The sequence below is a fragment of the Lacticaseibacillus sp. 866-1 genome, assembly GCF_016861825.1.
Taxonomy (GTDB): domain Bacteria; phylum Bacillota; class Bacilli; order Lactobacillales; family Lactobacillaceae; genus Lacticaseibacillus.
This window is the reverse complement of sequence record NZ_BOLU01000013.1, coordinates 23,126-39,801: the sequence shown is the minus strand read 5'-3', so window position 1 is coordinate 39,801 and position 16,676 is coordinate 23,126. Positions and strand designations below refer to the sequence as shown.

Genomic DNA, 16,676 nt, shown 5'->3' with positions numbered 1-16,676 from the left:
CATTGAAAACCGCGCAAATTTTCCCGATTAGGTCAAGCTTACAGCCCGTTCGCCTTTAGCGCTTCCGCCAAGGCCGCAAATTGCGGGATGCTGAGGGTTTCGGCCCGGGCACTCGGTGCCACGCCAACCGCAGCGAGCGTGGCCGTCAGCTTGGCCTTCACCGCCTCGTCCTTGCCAAATAAATTGGTGAGGTTGTTCCACAGCGTCTTACGCCGCGCGGCAAAGCTGCCTCGGACCAGCCGGTCAAACGCCGCCTGGTCCGATATCTTGGCCAAGGGCGCCGACCGCTTCGTCAAGTTGACGATGGCCGAATCCACGTTGGGTGCCGGCACAAAAGCGGTACGGCTGACCGTGAACGCCACCTCAATGGCCATGCGCTGCTGCACGCCGATGGTGAGACTGCCGTAATCCTTGCTGCCGGGAGCGGCGGTTAAGCGGTCCGCGACCTCTTTTTGCATCATGACGGTGATGTCGTCAAAGGCCACCGGGGCCTCGATCAGGTGCATCAAGATCGGCGTCGTAATGTAATACGGCAAATTGGCGACGACCTTCAGCTGGTGCTGGCCGTCGAAGTGCTCGGCGATCAGGGCTGGCAGGTCAGCCTTCAGCACGTCCGCCTCAACCACCGCGACATTCGGGTATGGCGCCATGGTTTCCGCCAGTACCGGCAACAGCCTTGGATCGATTTCAAGGGTCAGCACCTGGTGGGCGCTTTCCGCCAAAAACTCCGTCAAGGCGCCAATCCCTGGACCGATTTCGATCACGTCGTCGGCTGCGCTCACGCCGCCGGCAGCAACGATGCGCTGCAGCACCTTGGGGTTGGTCAGAAAGTTCTGGCCGAGGCGCTTCTTAAACCGAAACCCGTGGCGCTGCAAAATTTCCTTGGTGCGGCTGGGTGATGCAATGTACTCGTGTTCAGGCATGCGGCTCCTCCTTGTTCAACTGCTTCAGCGCCGCCGCAAAGGCGTCTTCGCTGATCTCAAACAGCGCCAGGCGCTTTTGCAGCTGTTTGCCGTTGGTGTACCCAATGTGCAGCAAGTCCCCCAGCCGCTCTCGGCGCGCCCGGGCGTTCGGCCCGCCGAGCAGCCCGGCCTCAAGCAACACCGCGCGCGGGATGAGCGGCGTGGCGTCAGGTTGCTCCGTCACCAGATGGGCCAGGGCCTCCTTCAGCGCCGCGGGACTGGCGTGTTCCACGCCCAGCGACCCCTTGTGGTCAGGCACCGCCTCTTTGACCGGCAAAAAGGCGTGGGTCACGCCTGGCACCGCCGCGCTGATGGTTTTGCGGATCTTCTCACCCGGGAAGTCCGGATCGGTCAGCACAATGACGCCGCGCGTCGCCTGCGCCTTTTTGATCAGGTCCAAGGTGGCCTGATCGATGGCGCTGCCGCGCGTTTCAATGGTGTCGATGGAGCCGAACGCCTCAGTCAGGCGCTTGGTGTCGTCGCGGCCCTCGACCACGATGATTTGCTTAAAAGCCGTCATTCTGTCTCCTTCAAGCCGAAAATCCGGTGGGCGTTGGTCCACGTCAACGCAGCGATGTGTTCCGGTGTGTCCTCGCGGTACTTGGCCTCGGCCTCGACCACGTAACGGGTGTAGGCCGGCTGATTCTGGCGGCCGCGGTACGGCGTCGGCGTCAGGTACGGCGCGTCCGTTTCCGCCAGCAGCCGGTCTGCCGGCACCACCTTGACACTTGCGTGCTCCAGCGGGGCATTTTTGAAGCTGATGATCCCGGAGTACGAAATATACATGCCGAGGTCCAGAAACTTCCTGGCCCACTCAGCATCCCCGGTAAAGCTGTGCATGATGCCGCCAAAGTCGCCAACATGGGCGTCCTTAAGGATCGGATAGCTGTCCTCAAACGCGTCGCGCGAGTGAATCGAGACCGGTAGATGCAGCTCGCGGGCAATCGCCAGCTGACGGCGAAACACGCGGCGCTGGATCTCCCGCGGGCTGTTGTCCCAGTGATAGTCCAGGCCAATTTCGCCCAGCGCAATCGTCTTAGGCGCTGCGAGCTGTTCTTCCAGCAGGGTTTCGGCTGCCTGGTCATAATCCTTGCTGTCGTCTGGATGCCAGCCGACGATGGCGTAAAGATTGGCGAACTGCTGGGAAAGGCGCATGGCCCCCGCGTTCAGCTCGGCATTCGAGCCCACAATGGCCATTTTCGCAACGCCGAGCTGTTTAGCCGCTTCGACGTACTCGGCCTCCTTGCCGGCGTATGGCGTATCGTTCAGGTGGGTATGGGTATCAAAAATTTTCATAGTTGCTCCTTAGATGTCGCAATTCATTATACGCAGGGCAGCGAATTTCCACAAACCGCGGGCCAAATTTTTTGTGGCAGCGGCGCCCAGCTAGCGTACACTAAATGTAATCTTGTCCTGGGAGGAATCAATATGTCTGTCAAACTGACCGCGGGCCAATTCGCCCACCTCACGGCTTTGTCCAACCACCAGCAGGTGCTCACCGCCACCACCGACCACACCGAGGTCCTCGGCCGGCTGATGACCTACGATGCGCCAGCGGATGCAGCCGGGCTGCCCGGCCTGCAAGCCGACCTCAGTGCGCTGCGCATCGCCGAAACCGGCGGCGACGGCGTGCTGCTGCACCTCACTTACTTGGCCGATGCCGATGAGGTGATCAACGACCGCAAAAAGGCCCTGGTGGAGCGCGTGGGCGCCGAGGCCAAGGCCAATCACCTGGCTTTTGTGCTGGCGCTGGCCACCCCCGAAGCGGCAGGCACGGTGCCAGAGGAAATCATCGCGATGACCCGCGAGTTCAGCGATCCGCGCTACGGTGCCACGGTGTTGGCAGTGCCAGCGCCGGTGCCGCTCAGCCACGTTGACGGCTTCGTGAAAACACCGGCTACACCAGACTACGACCGCACCCAGGCAGCCTCATTGTTCAAGCAGCAAAGTGATGCGACCGACCTGCCGCTGGCGTTCTACGCAGCTGGGCTCACTGCGGCCGAGCTGGAAGCGCAGTTGAACTTCGCCCATGACAGCGGCGAAGAAGTCAACGGCCTGCTCGCCTCGTCCAAAGTGCTGACCGCGTTGGCCAAGCCGCTGGCCAAAACGGCCACGCCTTGGCAGGCCAAGGTCGAAGTCGAAGCTTAATCGCTTTACCCCCAGGGGCGCCCAGCAGCGCCTCTTTTTTGCGGTCAACCACGAAAAAACGCCGCCCGGCAGGCGACGTATCCGGCGGCCAGATCAGCTGATCAGGCTGCCATTTTCGATGGCTGAATCCACTTGAAGCAAGGTGACCTTGCCGTTGTTGTCTTCAGACGACAGCAGCATGCCTTCACTCATTTCCCCCTTCAGCTTGCGCGGCTTCAGGTTGACGACCGCCAGCACCTTCTTGCCCACCAGCTGCTTGAAATCAGGGTAGTACTCGGCGATCCCGGACAGGATCTGCCGCGTGCCTTCATCCCCGGCATCCAGCGTGAACTTGAGCAGTTTGTCGGCGTTTTTGACCTTTTCGACGTTCAGGATCTCGGCGACGCGAATCTCGGACTTGTCGAACTGCTTCCATTCGATTTCGCCCTTGCGCGTCTTTTCGTCGACTGTCGCGGCCTTCTTTGGCGGCTGCATCTGGGACTTGATGTACGCGACTTCTTCCTCGGCGTCCAGCCGCGGGAAGATTGGCGTGCCCTGTTCAACGACCTTATTGCCGGCCGGCAGGTGGCCCCATTCGAGGGTCTCCTGCTCATCAATGGCCGGATCCAGGCCGAGCTGCTCGAACATTTGCTTGGGTGCGTGGGTCATCACGGGCTGGATCAGCAGCGCGATGAGGCGTAGGCTTTCGGCCAGGTGCCCCATGACGGAATCAAGCTGCTTCTTGGTTTCCGGCGTCTTGGCCAGGTTCCATGGCTCGGTTTCGTCGATGTACTTGTTCGCGCGGGCCACCAGCTTCCAGGCCGCGTCCAAGGCGTCAGAGAACTGCAAGTTGTCCATCAAGTCGCCGTACTTGGCGATGGCGTCCTTCGCCACCTGCTCCAAATCAGCGTCGAACTTGGTCGGCTCAGTTTGGGCCAGATCCGGCAGCACACCACCGTCGTACTTGTTGATCATGGCCACCGTCCGGTTGAGCAGGTTGCCCAAGTCGTTGGCCAGGTCAAAGTTGATCCGGTCGATAAAATCTTCAGGCGTGAAAATGCCGTCGTTGCCAAACGGAATGGCGCGCATCAGGTAGTAACGCAAGGCGTCGAGTCCATAACGCTTGACGATCATCTCCGGGTAAATGGCATTGCCCTTCGACTTGCTCATCTTACCGTCTTTCATCACCAGCCAGCCGTGACCGTAAATCTTTTTCGGCAGCGGCAGGTCCAGGGCAAAGAGGATGATCGGCCAGTAAATGGTGTGGAACCGGACGATTTCCTTGCCGATCAGCTGCACATCGGCCGGCCAGTACTTGTCGAACAGATCCTGGTTAGCCGACCCGTAGCCCAGCGCGGTGATGTAGTTGAGCAGCGCATCAACCCACACGTAAACCACGTGCTTGGGGTCACTCGGGATCGGCACGCCCCAGTTGAAGCTGGTACGGCTCATCGCGAGGTCTTCCAGGCCCGGCTTGATGAAGTTGTTGATCATTTCCGTCTTGCGGCTGGTCGGCTGGATGAAGTCGGGATGCTCGTCGTAATACTTCAGCAGGCGATCCGTGTACTTGCTCATCTTGAAGAAGTAGCTCGGCTCGTGCACCAGCTTGACCTCGTGGCCGGACGGGGCCTTGCCGCCGATGACGTTGCCGTCCTTGTCGCGGTAGACTTCGGCCAGCTGCGATTCAGTGAAGTACTCCTCGTCTTCGACCGAGTACCAGCCGGTGTACTCACCCAGGTAGACGTCGCCTTGTTTGATCAGGCGCTCAACGATTTTTTGAACCGCCGCCACGTGTTCCTTGTCGGTGGTCCGAATGAACTTGTCATTGGTGATCTCGAGCATTTTCCACAGCTGCTTGATCTGCGCCGCCATACCGTCGACGTAAGCTTGCGGGGTGATGCCCAGCGCGTCGGCCTTTTGTTCGATTTTCAGCCCGTGCTCATCGGTGCCGGTCAGGAAAAAGACATCGTAGCCGGTCAGACGCTTGTAGCGCGCCAGCACGTCGGCCGCGATGGTCGTGTACGCGTTGCCGATGTGAAGCTTACCAGATGGATAGTAAATCGGCGTGGTCACATAAAAAGTGGGTTTTGACATTGAAAGAGCCTCCTGAAAAAGTCACCCGGCGAAATGGCGCCGGATGCTCGTATGCCTTCAAGTATAGCATTTAGGCCAAAAGGCCGTTAGAACAAATCCAGCTGCTGGGGTCCCAGGCCCTGATAATGCAGCCCCAGCAGCTTAATGAACTGCTGCGCGTTGGGCGAGGCGTCATGGTGACCGTTGTTGTTGAAAATCACAATCACCTGCTTGGACTGCTTGGCCAACTGCTTGGCGATTTGGCCCAGCGCCTGCAGCTCCTCTTGAGTGTACCGGTAGTTAGTGCGCTCGCTGCGCCACTTGGCCCCACCGCGCTGCCAGCCGGCCACGTTGCGTCCGTGCAGCCGCATGATCGACAGTTCTGAGTTGGTCGCCGCTGCCACCAGCGGCACGCTGCCGGCTGGCGTTTGCGGCTCATCGACCACCACGTGGATCAGGTTTAATTCGCGCATCAAAGCCAGCGTCTGGTCCCGATACTCCGGCAAATACCAGCCGGCGTTGCGAAACTCCAGCGCGACCGGCAGCTCGGGGTACAGCGTGCGAATCCGATTGAGCACCCGGATGTTGGCAGCACTGACGCCAAAATAAGGCGGCAGCTGAAACAGCACCGCCGCCAGTTGGCCGGTCGCTTGCATCGGCGCCAGCGCCCGTTTTAGCCCGGTGAACTCAGCCCCAGCGTCATAGGGATCTTCGACTTTGTGAGCGGACATCGCCGCCGTCGCCTTGACCACAAACTGAAAACTGCTTGGCACCTGCTGCAGCCAGTGACTCACGACCTGGTCGCTTGGCACCTGGTAGTACGTGGTGTCCAGCTCCACCACCGGAAACGTGGTCGCCAGATCCGCCAGGCTGCTAGTGCGGCCGCTCGCCAAGTCTGGGTGATCCGCTACCGCGGTGAGCCCGACGTTAATCATCACTGACTGCCTTCAGGCCCAGGAACCGCTCGCCTTCAAAATCTGAGCGCAGCGTCGTCACGCTGCTGCCTGCCTCAAAGTACGGCAGCATCGCGCCCAGATCCGGGACCAATCCCAGGTTATCCGAGGCGGTGAGCCATGCCGGATCCATGGCCGCCACAATGCCCTCGCGCGTCTGCATCGGCAGCGTCAGTTCCTGGCTGGTTTCCGCCTTGAACAAAAACAGGTCGCCTAACAGCGCGCCGTCGACGTACCAATGCACCAGTCCGCAGGCTTTAAACACATCAGACGGCAAGACCAGCCCACATTCTTCGTGAAACTCGCGGGCCATGCCTTCGCGCGGCGTTTCGCCGGGCTCTACCTTGCCGCCCAGCCCGTTCCACAGGCCGCGGTACGGCGGCTTTGCGCGGTTGATCAGGACCACGCCGGTTTTGGTGGTCACCAAACCGACCGTTAACTGCTTTGTCATGCGATCACTCCTATAACTTACTGAACACGTCAACGGCATCACCGACGACCATGTGGGCCCCGGCCGGCAGCGCGATCGGCTCGCGGTTGACCGCCGCGAGCACCGCACCTGGCTTGGCATAGCTGATCAAACCGGCGAACGGGTACACCTGAAAACTGGTGCCCACCACTACTAGCAGGTCGGCTTGGCTGATGGCCAAAACAGCCCGTTCCACGACATCCGGGTCAATCGGCTCGCCGTACAGCACGATTCCTGGCCGCAGGATGCCGCCGTCTTCCTGGTGGACATCCGACTGCAGGTAGGTCTGGTAGTCAAAGTGCTTGCCGCACGTCTGGCAGAAGATATTGTAAAGATTGCCGTGAAATTCGATGACGTGCTTGGCGCCGCCTTTTTGGTGCAGGCCGTCCACATTTTGCGTGACAATGGCCCCTTTTGCGTTCGTGATGGCGGCCATTTTCTCGTGGATCACGTTCGGTTTAGCATCCGGGTAATACATTTTCTTGACGACCCAGTCGTGGAAGGCCGCGTGGTGCTGCCTGAGGTTCTCGTCGGACAGCGCCTCTTCCGGACTGGCCAGATCGGAATACAGCCCGCCCTTGCTGCGGTAATCCGGAATACCGGACGCCGTCGACACGCCAGCGCCAGTCATGAAGGTCACAAACTTCGCCTCGGCAATTGCTTGTTTAAGATCAAACATGCTGACTCTCCTTTAATCGCGGATCGCGTAATCCACCTGATACTGAAGCAGTACCGTTTTCAGCGGGGTCTGATACAGCTGCTGGAACCCTTCCGAAGACAGGTCGGCCAGCGGCAGGACAAAGGCATTTTGCTGGTCGCCCTTGCCCATGGCCACATAGGCGCGTTTTTTGGTCGCGCGATCCGTCATTTCGCTGTGCAAGATCTCGTAGGTCTGATTCAAGTTCAGCCGCAGCTGCCGCTCGGACAGGATCGGCGGCAGCGTCGCAAACTCCGCGTTGGCCGTTTCCTGGAAGCCATGCTTTTGCAGGATCTGGTCGAACTGCCGCCAGATTCGCACCACCATGCGGCGAAAATCAAACGGGGTCGCCGTGCTCTTCGACGTGATGGTCGCGTACAGCTCCTGGGCCAGCGGCAAGGCATCTGGGAAATTGGCCTGCCAGTACTTGAGCTGGGGCTTGCTGCCGCCCTCAAACATGACCAAGGCGTCCAGCAGCGTCATGATGCAGTACACCAGCTGGTCCGGCCGCGGGTCATCGGGCAGCGACGCCGTGACCCCGGCCCCCAGCTGCTTCATGGTCTCCCCGGTCAACAGCCCCATTTTGGCCTGCTCGGCGCGAATTTGCACGTGCATCACCGAGTCGTAAAGCGAAGTGCCAACGGCAAAGAACTGCTGGTCGACGTCTGGATCGCCGGTGGCCAGCCGGTACTGCAGCGGTGAAAAGCCGGCGGTGACCAGCTTCATGTGCAGCAGCTCGTGGCTGAGCGTGTAATCGACATTGGTGGTGTCCGCTACCTTCAGCTCCAAATGGCCATTGGCGAGCAGCTTTTGCGCCGACTGCGTGTGGGTCAAGACGCCAGACGCCGGGCCGTCGATCACCACGTCCACCGGCATGGTATAATGCTGCTTCACGTCATCCAGCAGTAATTTGACTTGTTCATTCATGTGTTTTCCCTCCTAAAATGCGGTCAGGTGCGGGCGGTGGTGCTGATATAAGGCCACCTGCGAAAACCCGCTTCGGCGCAGCAGCGTCTTCGCTTCCGCAAACCCAGTTTGAAATTTATCGGCGGTGTGAGCGTCAGAGCCCAAGGTGACCAGTTCGCCGCCCGCCTGCCGGTACCAAGGCAGCACCAGCTCGTACAAGGCGGCATTGCCCCACTGATACATGGATTTGGTGTTGACCTCAAACGCCATGCCGCGCTTCACGGCCAGCGCCAAAATGGCGTGTAGCTGGGGCTTGACCCAGGCTTCCAGCTGCGCCGGTGTCACGTCTAGCACGCGCAGGGCGTAGTCAAAATGCGCCAGCACATCCCCAAACGGTGCACTCTGCAGTCCGGCCAGCATGCGGTCGTAGTAGGTCTGCACATGCCGTTTCCGGTCGACTGTTTTAAAGTGTGGATCCTGGTAGTCGTACCGCCCATCATGGTGAAAGCTCAGCAGCACCAGGTCAAAGTCCTGCGCCTGCAAATAGCGTTGCAGGTCCGCCTGGCGCGGTGCAAAGTACCCGCACTCGATCCCGCGCAAGAACCGGTTGGGATAACGCCGCTTTAATGCCTGCAGCTTGGCCGTGTAGGCGGCTTGGTCTGGTTCGTCATCGCTGGCGCGGTCTTCGGGATTGCTCAGCTCCAGGTGTTCCGTCGTGATGAACGGCCGCTCGGTTTGGTTCAGGTAATCCTCAAATTGGGCCTGAGAATCGAACGAAAAATAGGTGTGCACGTGCTGGTCATATTCCATTGTAAGCCTGCCCTCCCGGTTCGTGTTACTCTTAAGTTAACGCAAACAGGAGGCAATAAACAATGAAAGTAACAGTTCCCACGATTAATGGTTACCTCGCCGATCGCTACGGCAAGTATGCAGTCGAAAGCGATAAGCACCAGGGCACGCCAACGCGCAGCTTCCCCATCACAATCAGCGAGGCGCCAGCAGGCACACAGTCGTTTGCCCTATGGCTGATCGATTACGATGCCGTGCCCGTTTCCGGCTTTCCGTGGATCCACTGGACCGCGGCCAACATCCCCGCAGGCACCACGCTCATCCCCGATGACGCCAGCCACCAAGGCACACTGAAAATGGTTCAGGGCCACAACTCCACGTCTGGTCACCTGGTCGGCAGCACCGATCCCGTCACCGCCACCGGCTATGTCGGCCCGCAGCCGCCGAATGCCGATCACGCGTACACCCTGACGGTTTTCGCGCTTGACACGACCCTCGCGCTGCAAAACGGCTACTGGCTGTCTGACTTGCGGCACGCGATGCAGGGGCACATTCTGGCACAAGTCAGCCAAGATCTGTGGTCCCGCCAGTAAGTTCTGGAAACAGTGAGAAACCGCTTTCTTTTGTGATACAATTAACGTAATCAAACAGAAGAGGGTGGTTGGATGTCTCGCAATGTGATCTTGTACCTGACCGAAAGTTTGGACGGCTTCATCGCCGAACCAAACGGCAGCACCGAATGGCTCCGCAAGCTGAACTCTAACGCGGGCGACGATGCCTACCAAGGCTTCTACCAAAATGTGGACACGGTGCTCATGGGGCGTAAAACCTATCAGCGTGCACTGAAGCTGGCTGGCACTTATCCTTACCAGGATAAGGAGTCCTACGTCTTTTCGACCACGCTGCACGACACGGACGACCCTACCACGGTGGTGGCCGGCAACATTCCTGAATTTGTCCGTCAGCTCAAGGCGAAAAAAGGCGGTGACATTTGGCTGGTCGGTGGCGCGGATATTTTCACCGACCTGCTAAAAGCCGACTTGATTGATAAACTGACCATCACCATTGCACCAGTGCTGCTGGGCGATGGCATCAGCCTCGTGTCGACCAATCTCCACGACGTGCCACTGAAGCTGGAGACGACCATTCAACACGACCAGGTCGTGACACTCACCTATCAGGTCTGCAAAAAGTCTGAAGAATAAGCACGACTAGCCCCTGCCCGCGCAGGGGCTTTTTGCGTCCGCAGCCACCAGAGTGTAAACTCGGTGTTCCATGAGAGGAGGCGGCAAATGGTCACCGATAAGTTAAACGAACCCTGGGATCTTTATGACCGGCATTTTCACATTGTTGGCGCCCAGCTGCGCAAAGACGCCGTCCCGCAAGGTCTTTTTCACCTGACCGTCGCGATTCTGGTATTCGATGATACCGGTCAGCTGTTAATCCAGCGGCGCAGTTCGCACAAGCTGCACCGGCCAGGCTGCTGGGACCTGGCCGCCGGCGGGTCTGCGCTGCGCGGTGAATCAAGTGCCCAGGCGGCGGCGCGCGAACTGCAAGAAGAACTCGGTATTACCGCCGACTTTACCCACCAGTCGCCAGTCGCGACCCTGTGGCACGCTTCTTGGGTCGAGGTCGTGTACCAGGTCACTGTTCCCGGGCTGACCGTGGCGCAGCTCATTCTTCAGTCAACCGAAGTCGCGGCAGTGGCGCTGCTCCCAATTCCTGAGGCCACTGCTCGGTTAAGCGGCAGCAGTACCGACTGGGCCGCAGTGGTCCAACAGGCCAGGCAACACTAAAAAATCGCCTCACGGTCGCACAGTTTCGTGCAAGGCCGTGAGGCGATTTTGATTTGGCTAGCTAAACAGGCTTTGAATCCAGTCGCCCAGGGTCTGGAAGAAGTTGACGATGCTGTCCCAAATTTGCTGCAGAAAGTTGCGATTTTCCGGGGTGTCCAAGCTCTTCAGCTTGCTGAACAGGCCCTTGGCGCTGTTTTGGATGCTGGACGCCAGCTGATTGGCTTGGGTCTTAAAATCGTTGCCTTTCAACGCCCCAGAATCTTGAATCTTCACCAGCAAATTGATGATTTGCGTCCGCTGGTTGTTGTTGATGATCTGGGTCAGGTTGTTCTGCTTCAGCTGACTGTCGACGATATTGCCGATTTGGTTTTGCGACAGCGTCTGACTGCCGTTGTTACTCTGGCTGGCCATTTGGGACTTCATCCCCGCGACGGCATTGTTCAGCTGCTTGTCGGAGTACCCGCTTTGGTCCTTGTTGGCCTGCGTGATGCCGGACAGCGTGTTGACCTCATCCTGAGCCGCGGCGATTTGCGCCGAATTCAGCGTCTCGCCGTTTTGGGCAAAGGCCGCGTAGACCCCGGCCAAGGCGCCAGACCCGTCGATCCGCACCGCACTGGTGATGAAAATGTTGGCGTTGGTGACACCAGCGGTCAACGCCGCGTTGCGGTACTGGTCAGCCGTAATGGTCGTGATATTGTTGACGCCATTGTAATTGACGATTTGGACGTTGATCCCGCCGCTGCTGGTTTTTTGCACCAGCGCGCTGGACCAGACCCCGGAGCTCGCCGTAAACGACGAGCCGGCCGGGTTGAGGTACTTGACCAGCGTGCTGCCGTTCACCGTCAGCTGGGAAACATTCGACACGTTCGCGGCGTTTTCCAAAGTACTCAGCGTGCCGGACTTTTGATCTGGCGTCAGGGAGACCCCCAGCGTCGCCACCGGCGTCCAGGTTTCATCGGCGTGCACCGACGTGCTTTGGCTGACGCTGACGCCCACCGCAAGCGCGGCAGCAGCAGCAAGTGCAAGTAACCATTTTTTCATGATAATTGCTCCATTCGTGATTGATACCCTATTTATACCAAAAGCCGACCCGATGCACGCGCATTTGGTCGGCTTTTAAGTAAAGCTTTGGCAATCCGTGACAGTTCTGTTAGTCGGCGATGGCCGCCTCGGCCTGGTTCAGGTACGTGTACAGCGCCCCTTCGCGCAGCCCGTTTTGGGAAAACAGCAGGCGATCGCAGTCGATGTAGCGCAGCATGGTGATCACCGGTGTCAACCCGCCGATGATGATATCGGCCCGCTCACGGGAAAGCCCTGGCACCTCCTTGCGCTCGGCAAGGTCCTTGCCCAGAATGTCGGCGTAAATCGCGTTGGCCGCGACGGTCGACATGCGGTAGCCGTGAATGTCCTCGTAGCTGCCGAGCCCCTCACGTCGCCGCTGAATCTTGGCCAACGTGCGGTTGGAGCCGCCCAAAGCCACGATCGGCAAGTTGAGCGCCTTGCGCAGCCACCAGATGCCGTTAAGCATTGTCGTAAACGAGGTGGTCAGGTTGAACAGCTCTGCCGGCGTCACCCGGTCTGCTTGGATGTACTGCTCGGACAGATTGACCGCGCCGACTGGCAGCGAGACCCGGTGGATCAGCTTGCGGTTTTGCACCAAGGCCAGCTCGGTCGACCCGCCGCCGGTGTCCATAATCAGCGCGTTTTGAATCGGCAGCGTGTTGACCACGCCCAGGTAGTCCAGCTCGGCCTCCCGTTCGCCGGTGATCACCGTGACCGCCAGCCCGGTTTCAGCCTGGACGCGCGCCACAAAGGCCTTTTGATTGACGGCATTGCGCGTGGCCGCCGTGGCGAGCACCTCCAGCGTCAGCGGCGCAAAGGGTTTGATGGCCTCGCCAAAGCGCTTGAGGGCCGCAATGGTGCGCGCGATTGCCGGCTCCTTCAGCGTGCGCACCGGCCCCATCCCCTCAGACAGGCGCACCATGTCCTTGAGCTTGACGACTTCCTTGGGATTGTTGTTGGCATCGATTTGCCAAATCGAAAGCCGCGCCGAATTGGAGCCCAGGTCGATCACGCCGTAATAGGTCATTTAGTCTCCTCCTCATCCAGCGGGGCCGTCAGCGGCGTGAAGTGCCGCGCGCTGGTCGGATCCGCCGGGGCTTGTTCCTGCTTGCTGGCAGCCTGTGCCACAGTTTTAGCCGCAGCCTCTGCCAGGAAGGTCGCCTGGGCGTTTTGCGGGTTGACGCCGCGACGGTCGACGCGAGCCCAGCTGTTGTCGGGCTGGAGCACCCGCGTTTTCACGTTGTCGTCCCACAGGGTTTGATAAATCTGCAAGATGCGGGCGTGGATGTCGTCCTGCAGAATCGGGAACAGCAGCTCCACCCGCCGTGATAAGTTGCGCTTCATCAGATCGGCTGACGACAAGTACAGGTGCTCGGCCCCGCCGGCGTAAAAGTAGTAAATGCGGCTATGCTCCAAGAACCGGCCGACGATCGAGTGCACTGTGATGTTGTCCGAAACGCCCGGAATGCCGACTTTGAGATTGCAGATACCGCGCACCAGCAGGTGAATCTTCACCCCGGCCGCAGACGCCTGGTACAGCGCCAAGATCATCTCAGTGTCGGACAGCGAATTCATTTTCATGCGGATCTCGGCTGGCCGGCCCGCCTTGGCCTCGCTGATCTCCTCGGCGATGCGCTCCTTCAGAAAGTCGCGAATGCCCAGCGGCGCGATCACCAGCTTGTTGAAGTACGCCGGCTCCGAGAAACCAGACAGCATGTTGAAAATGTTCGAGGCGTCGGTGCCCATTTCGGTGTCGGCGGTGAACAGCCCCATGTCTGTGTAGACGCGCGCAGTGACATCGTTGTAGTTCCCGGTCGCCATGTGCATGTAGCGGCGGATGCCGTCCTCGTCGCGGCGTACGACTAAAGCGAGCTTGCTGTGCGTCTTGAGCCCGACCAGACCGTAGATGACATGGCAGCCGGCCCGCTCGAGTTCCTGCGCCCAGTGCACGTTGTTTTCCTCGTCAAAGCGCGCCTTGAGTTCGACCAGCACGGTCACCTGCTTGCCATTTTGCGCGGCCAGCTTCAGGTAAGAAATGATTGGCGACTTGGACGACACACGGTACAGGGTCATTTTCACCGCGAGCACCTGCGGGTCCTGGGCGGCCTGGTGAATGAATTCCACCACTGGCGTGAACGAGTCGTACGGGTGCTGCATGAAAATGTCGTGGTCGCGAATCTGATCGAACAAATTGCCAGAGACCAGATGCTGGTCCAGGTATGGCGTAAATGGCGGGTAAAGCAGCTCGTCATGGCCGCGGACCTGCTTGACCAGCTTGGACAGCACGTTCAAATCGATGGGGCCCTTGATGGCGTAGATGTCGTTTTCCTTTTCCACGCCCAGGCCTTTGATCAGGCGCTTTTTCAAGTACTTACTCATGTCCGCGTCGATTTCCAGGCGCATCACTTTGCCGCGCTGACGCTTTTTCAGCTGGGACTGGATCTCCTTCATGAGGTCGGACGCGTCCTCTTCGGCCACATCGAGGTCCATGTCGCGCGTCACCCGAAACAGCGCGGTTTCGCGGATCTTCGCGCCGACAAACAGAGCGCCCAGGTGCTTGCTGATGACATTTTCCAGCAAAATGAAGTCGTTGTCGCCGTCTGGCAGCCGCAGGACGCGCGGAAAGACATCCGGCACTTGAACCATGGCAAAACTGCGGTTCTTCTCGTCCTTATCGTCCTTGCCTTCGTCTTCTGGCCGCTGCAGTCTGATCGCCAGGTTGAGTGAATTATTGGCCAAAAACGGGAACGGCCGCGTCGGGTCAACGCCCATCGGGGTCAGGACCGGGTACAGCTCCTGCTCGAAGTAGTCGCGGCAAAATTCCACCTGGCGCGGTGAGAGCTGGTCTGGTGTCAGCAGCCGAATGTTCAGCTCATCCAGCCGTGGGGAAAGCGAGCGCGTCCAGGTCGAGTACTGCTTCTCCACCATCGCGTGCGCGTCCTTGGCGATGCCCGCCAGTTGCTGCGATGGCGTCAGCCCTGCCGCGTCCGGCTCGCCGTAATTAACGGCGACCATTTTGCGCAAACTGGCCACGCGCACGTTGAAAAATTCGTCCAGGTTGCTTTGCGTGATCGCCAAGAAGCGCACGCGTTCCAGCAGCGGATTGGTTTTGTCGCGCGCCTCTTCCAGCACGCGGTCGTTAAATGCCAGCCAGCTTAGCTCGCGGTTGGTAAAATGCTTGGGATCTGCGAAATCGACACCTTTTTTGCTCATAGCCGAGTCTTTCCTTTCAATTCAATCGGCAGCCCGTACACAGCGGCGAAAAACGCCCCTTTGGTCCGCAGCGACCAGCGCTCCAGTTCGACGTCATCACTCGCGGTGACCGTTAGCAGCACGCGGTCTTTTTGCAGAGAGACGCGCAGCTTTTCAATCTTCTGCTGGCGCGAGGCGTCCAGGGCGTCGGCCACCCGCAGCAGTGCGGTCAGCTTGGCGATCACCAGCCGGCGGTTCGCATTCAGCTCGGTTAAATCAGACAAATCTGTCTGAGGCGTGTCACTGGAGTGGTAGCGCGCGATGGTCGCCACCATCCGCTGCTCGGCCGCAGTCAGCCCGATCAGCTCCGAGGCCTGAATAATGTAGTCCGAGTGCTCGTAGTGCTTGTGGGTGTCCACGTACGCGCCAACGTCGGTCACCGTGGCCGCAATCTCCAGCAGCAGGCGCTCACGCTTGCCCAGCCCATGCAGTTTTTTCAGCCGGTCGAACAGCTGCAGCGCGTACTTCACGGTGAAGTCGCGGTGCTTGGGATCGACCATGTACCGCTCCGCCAGGTTGCGCGCGGAGATCAGAATCTCGTGGTCCGAATCGATGTTGACGGCCTTGGAGCCCGCCTCAGACGCCGCGTTGACCTCCAGGCCGTCCAGCAGCTTGAGGTCCGAGATCCAGATCTCATCCGAGTTCAGCGACTTGATCAGGCGGTAGACCAGCAGCACCGTCGGCAGCACCTGCGCGATTTCCGTCGGCGTCAGGTCGTACTGTTCGCTAAGATACTGGTCCGACGCATGAGTGATTTCCTGATACAGCAGCTTGAAGCCGTCGCGGTCGATTTCCACAGTGTCGGCGCCGGTGGGGATCAAGGCGCTGAACACCGACAGGGCCGAACCCATCAAGATAACATGCGGATAATGCTGATTCTTGGGCAGCAGGCGCATAAAATCCGCCAGCCGCGAATCGATGAAGTCGCGCATGACCTCGACCGGATTGGGCACCGTCCGCTGCAAATCGGCCATCACCTCGAACACACGGAGCGGTCCGAGCGACAGGTTGCGCGAAAACCCGAAGTCCCCGTCGGCAAAGGCGGTCAGCTCGGCCGAGCCGCTGGAAATATCGATCAGCACCGTGCCGTCTTTGGTGACCTGGTTGAAATTCGGAAACTTGCCCAGCACCGCCTGCGTCCGGTAGAACGACTCTTCCGACAGTGTCAGTGTCGACACCACCAAGCCGGTGCGGCTTTGCAGCTGATCACGAATGAACTGGGCGTTTTCCGCCTCGAAGAAGCTGTGGCTGCCGACGACTTGCACGTCGCGGACGCCGTAGTCCTTCATCAGCCGATCGATGGTCTGAAGCGCCACCACCAGCTGATCGACAGTTTCCGGCTCGATCTCGTGGGTGGCGTAAATGTCCTCGCCTGTGGCGACCGGGTAAGAACCGCGCTCGACTTCCTTGAGCGTGCGCAGATCCGTAATACTGAAAAAGACAAACTGTGCGCCGATCACGACAAAGCCGCGTTCAGAAACTGCCATGTGACTCCCCCTCTTTCTGGTTTCAATCATAGCATTTTCACCGCGTTCTGCGAATGGGGCGGACCCGCATGTAACAGCTTTCAAAAGCCGTGCGGGTGTGCTA

The 16,676-nt window shown here is 59.4% G+C and carries 17 protein-coding genes; 4 read left to right on the top strand and 13 right to left on the bottom strand.

What is annotated here, in order from left to right:
• Positions 1-38 precede the first annotated feature (38 nt).
• From rsmA to JUE30_RS05545, 3 genes are read right to left on the bottom strand one after another with little or no spacing between them, the layout of a single operon-like run.
• Positions 39-923, bottom strand: coding sequence for a 16S rRNA (adenine(1518)-N(6)/adenine(1519)-N(6))-dimethyltransferase RsmA (gene rsmA / locus JUE30_RS05555; protein ID WP_203623988.1), 885 nt, complete (start codon positions 921-923; stop codon positions 39-41).
• Positions 916-1,482 (bottom strand): ribonuclease M5, encoded by a 567-nt coding sequence (rnmV, locus tag JUE30_RS05550; protein WP_203623987.1) that lies wholly within the window; start codon positions 1,480-1,482, stop codon positions 916-918. Before rnmV ends, rsmA begins: the two co-directional genes overlap by 8 nt.
• Positions 1,479-2,258: a TatD family hydrolase gene (locus tag JUE30_RS05545; protein WP_203623986.1), complete on the bottom strand. Its 780-nt coding sequence runs from the start codon at positions 2,256-2,258 to the stop codon at positions 1,479-1,481. Before JUE30_RS05545 ends, rnmV begins: the two co-directional genes overlap by 4 nt.
• Positions 2,259-2,390: 132 nt before the next feature.
• Between JUE30_RS05545 and JUE30_RS05540 the strand changes: the two genes are divergently transcribed.
• Complete coding sequence (locus tag JUE30_RS05540; RefSeq protein ID WP_203623985.1) at positions 2,391-3,110, top strand: hypothetical protein; 720 nt, start codon at positions 2,391-2,393, stop codon at positions 3,108-3,110.
• 93 nt (positions 3,111-3,203) lie between these two features.
• On the opposite strand, the gene metG is transcribed toward JUE30_RS05540, so the two are convergent.
• From metG to JUE30_RS05510, 6 genes are all read right to left on the bottom strand, one after another.
• Positions 3,204-5,183, bottom strand: a complete 1,980-nt coding sequence (gene metG / locus JUE30_RS05535) for a methionine--tRNA ligase (protein ID WP_203623984.1) — start codon at positions 5,181-5,183, stop codon at positions 3,204-3,206.
• Positions 5,184-5,269: 86 nt separating this feature from the next.
• Positions 5,270-6,097 carry a DUF72 domain-containing protein gene (locus JUE30_RS05530; RefSeq protein ID WP_203624007.1) on the bottom strand — a complete coding sequence of 276 codons (828 nt, stop codon included), beginning with the start codon at positions 6,095-6,097 and terminating at the stop codon, positions 5,270-5,272.
• Complete coding sequence (locus JUE30_RS05525; protein ID WP_203623983.1) at positions 6,090-6,566, bottom strand: NUDIX domain-containing protein; 477 nt, start codon at positions 6,564-6,566, stop codon at positions 6,090-6,092. Before JUE30_RS05525 ends, JUE30_RS05530 begins: the two co-directional genes overlap by 8 nt.
• A gap of 10 nt (positions 6,567-6,576) precedes the next feature.
• Positions 6,577-7,263: an NAD-dependent protein deacylase gene (locus JUE30_RS05520; RefSeq protein ID WP_203623982.1), complete on the bottom strand. Its 687-nt coding sequence runs from the start codon at positions 7,261-7,263 to the stop codon at positions 6,577-6,579.
• 12 nt (positions 7,264-7,275) lie between these two features.
• Positions 7,276-8,208 carry a hypothetical protein gene (locus JUE30_RS05515; protein WP_203623981.1) on the bottom strand — a complete coding sequence of 311 codons (933 nt, stop codon included), beginning with the start codon at positions 8,206-8,208 and terminating at the stop codon, positions 7,276-7,278.
• 12 nt (positions 8,209-8,220) lie between these two features.
• Positions 8,221-8,997, bottom strand: coding sequence for a PHP domain-containing protein (locus JUE30_RS05510; protein WP_203623980.1), 777 nt, complete (start codon positions 8,995-8,997; stop codon positions 8,221-8,223).
• Positions 8,998-9,059: 62 nt separating this feature from the next.
• Here JUE30_RS05510 and JUE30_RS05505 point away from each other — a divergent pair, with 62 nt between their 5' ends.
• From JUE30_RS05505 to JUE30_RS05495, 3 genes are all read left to right on the top strand, one after another.
• Positions 9,060-9,569 carry a YbhB/YbcL family Raf kinase inhibitor-like protein gene (locus JUE30_RS05505; RefSeq protein WP_203623979.1) on the top strand — a complete coding sequence of 170 codons (510 nt, stop codon included), beginning with the start codon at positions 9,060-9,062 and terminating at the stop codon, positions 9,567-9,569.
• A gap of 72 nt (positions 9,570-9,641) precedes the next feature.
• Positions 9,642-10,181: a dihydrofolate reductase family protein gene (locus tag JUE30_RS05500; RefSeq protein WP_203623978.1), complete on the top strand. Its 540-nt coding sequence runs from the start codon at positions 9,642-9,644 to the stop codon at positions 10,179-10,181.
• Positions 10,182-10,268: 87 nt separating this feature from the next.
• The gene (locus JUE30_RS05495) at positions 10,269-10,772 is read left to right on the top strand and encodes an NUDIX domain-containing protein (RefSeq protein WP_203623977.1); all 504 of its coding nucleotides are present in this window, start codon (positions 10,269-10,271) and stop codon (positions 10,770-10,772) included.
• Between the two features lie 57 nt (positions 10,773-10,829).
• On the opposite strand, the gene JUE30_RS05490 is transcribed toward JUE30_RS05495, so the two are convergent.
• The 4 genes from JUE30_RS05490 to JUE30_RS05475 form a co-directional block, all read right to left on the bottom strand.
• The gene (locus JUE30_RS05490; RefSeq protein WP_203623976.1) at positions 10,830-11,813 is read right to left on the bottom strand and encodes a DUF1002 domain-containing protein; all 984 of its coding nucleotides are present in this window, start codon (positions 11,811-11,813) and stop codon (positions 10,830-10,832) included.
• A gap of 109 nt (positions 11,814-11,922) precedes the next feature.
• A complete protein-coding gene (locus tag JUE30_RS05485) occupies positions 11,923-12,861 on the bottom strand; it encodes a Ppx/GppA family phosphatase (protein ID WP_203623975.1) in 939 nt (312 codons plus the stop codon).
• Positions 12,858-15,047 carry an RNA degradosome polyphosphate kinase gene (locus JUE30_RS05480; RefSeq protein ID WP_203623974.1) on the bottom strand — a complete coding sequence of 730 codons (2,190 nt, stop codon included), beginning with the start codon at positions 15,045-15,047 and terminating at the stop codon, positions 12,858-12,860. The genes JUE30_RS05485 and JUE30_RS05480 overlap by 4 nt, the downstream gene beginning before the upstream one ends.
• A complete protein-coding gene (locus JUE30_RS05475; RefSeq protein WP_203623973.1) occupies positions 15,044-16,573 on the bottom strand; it encodes an exopolyphosphatase in 1,530 nt (509 codons plus the stop codon). Before JUE30_RS05475 ends, JUE30_RS05480 begins: the two co-directional genes overlap by 4 nt.
• Positions 16,574-16,676: the final 103 nt, after the last annotated feature.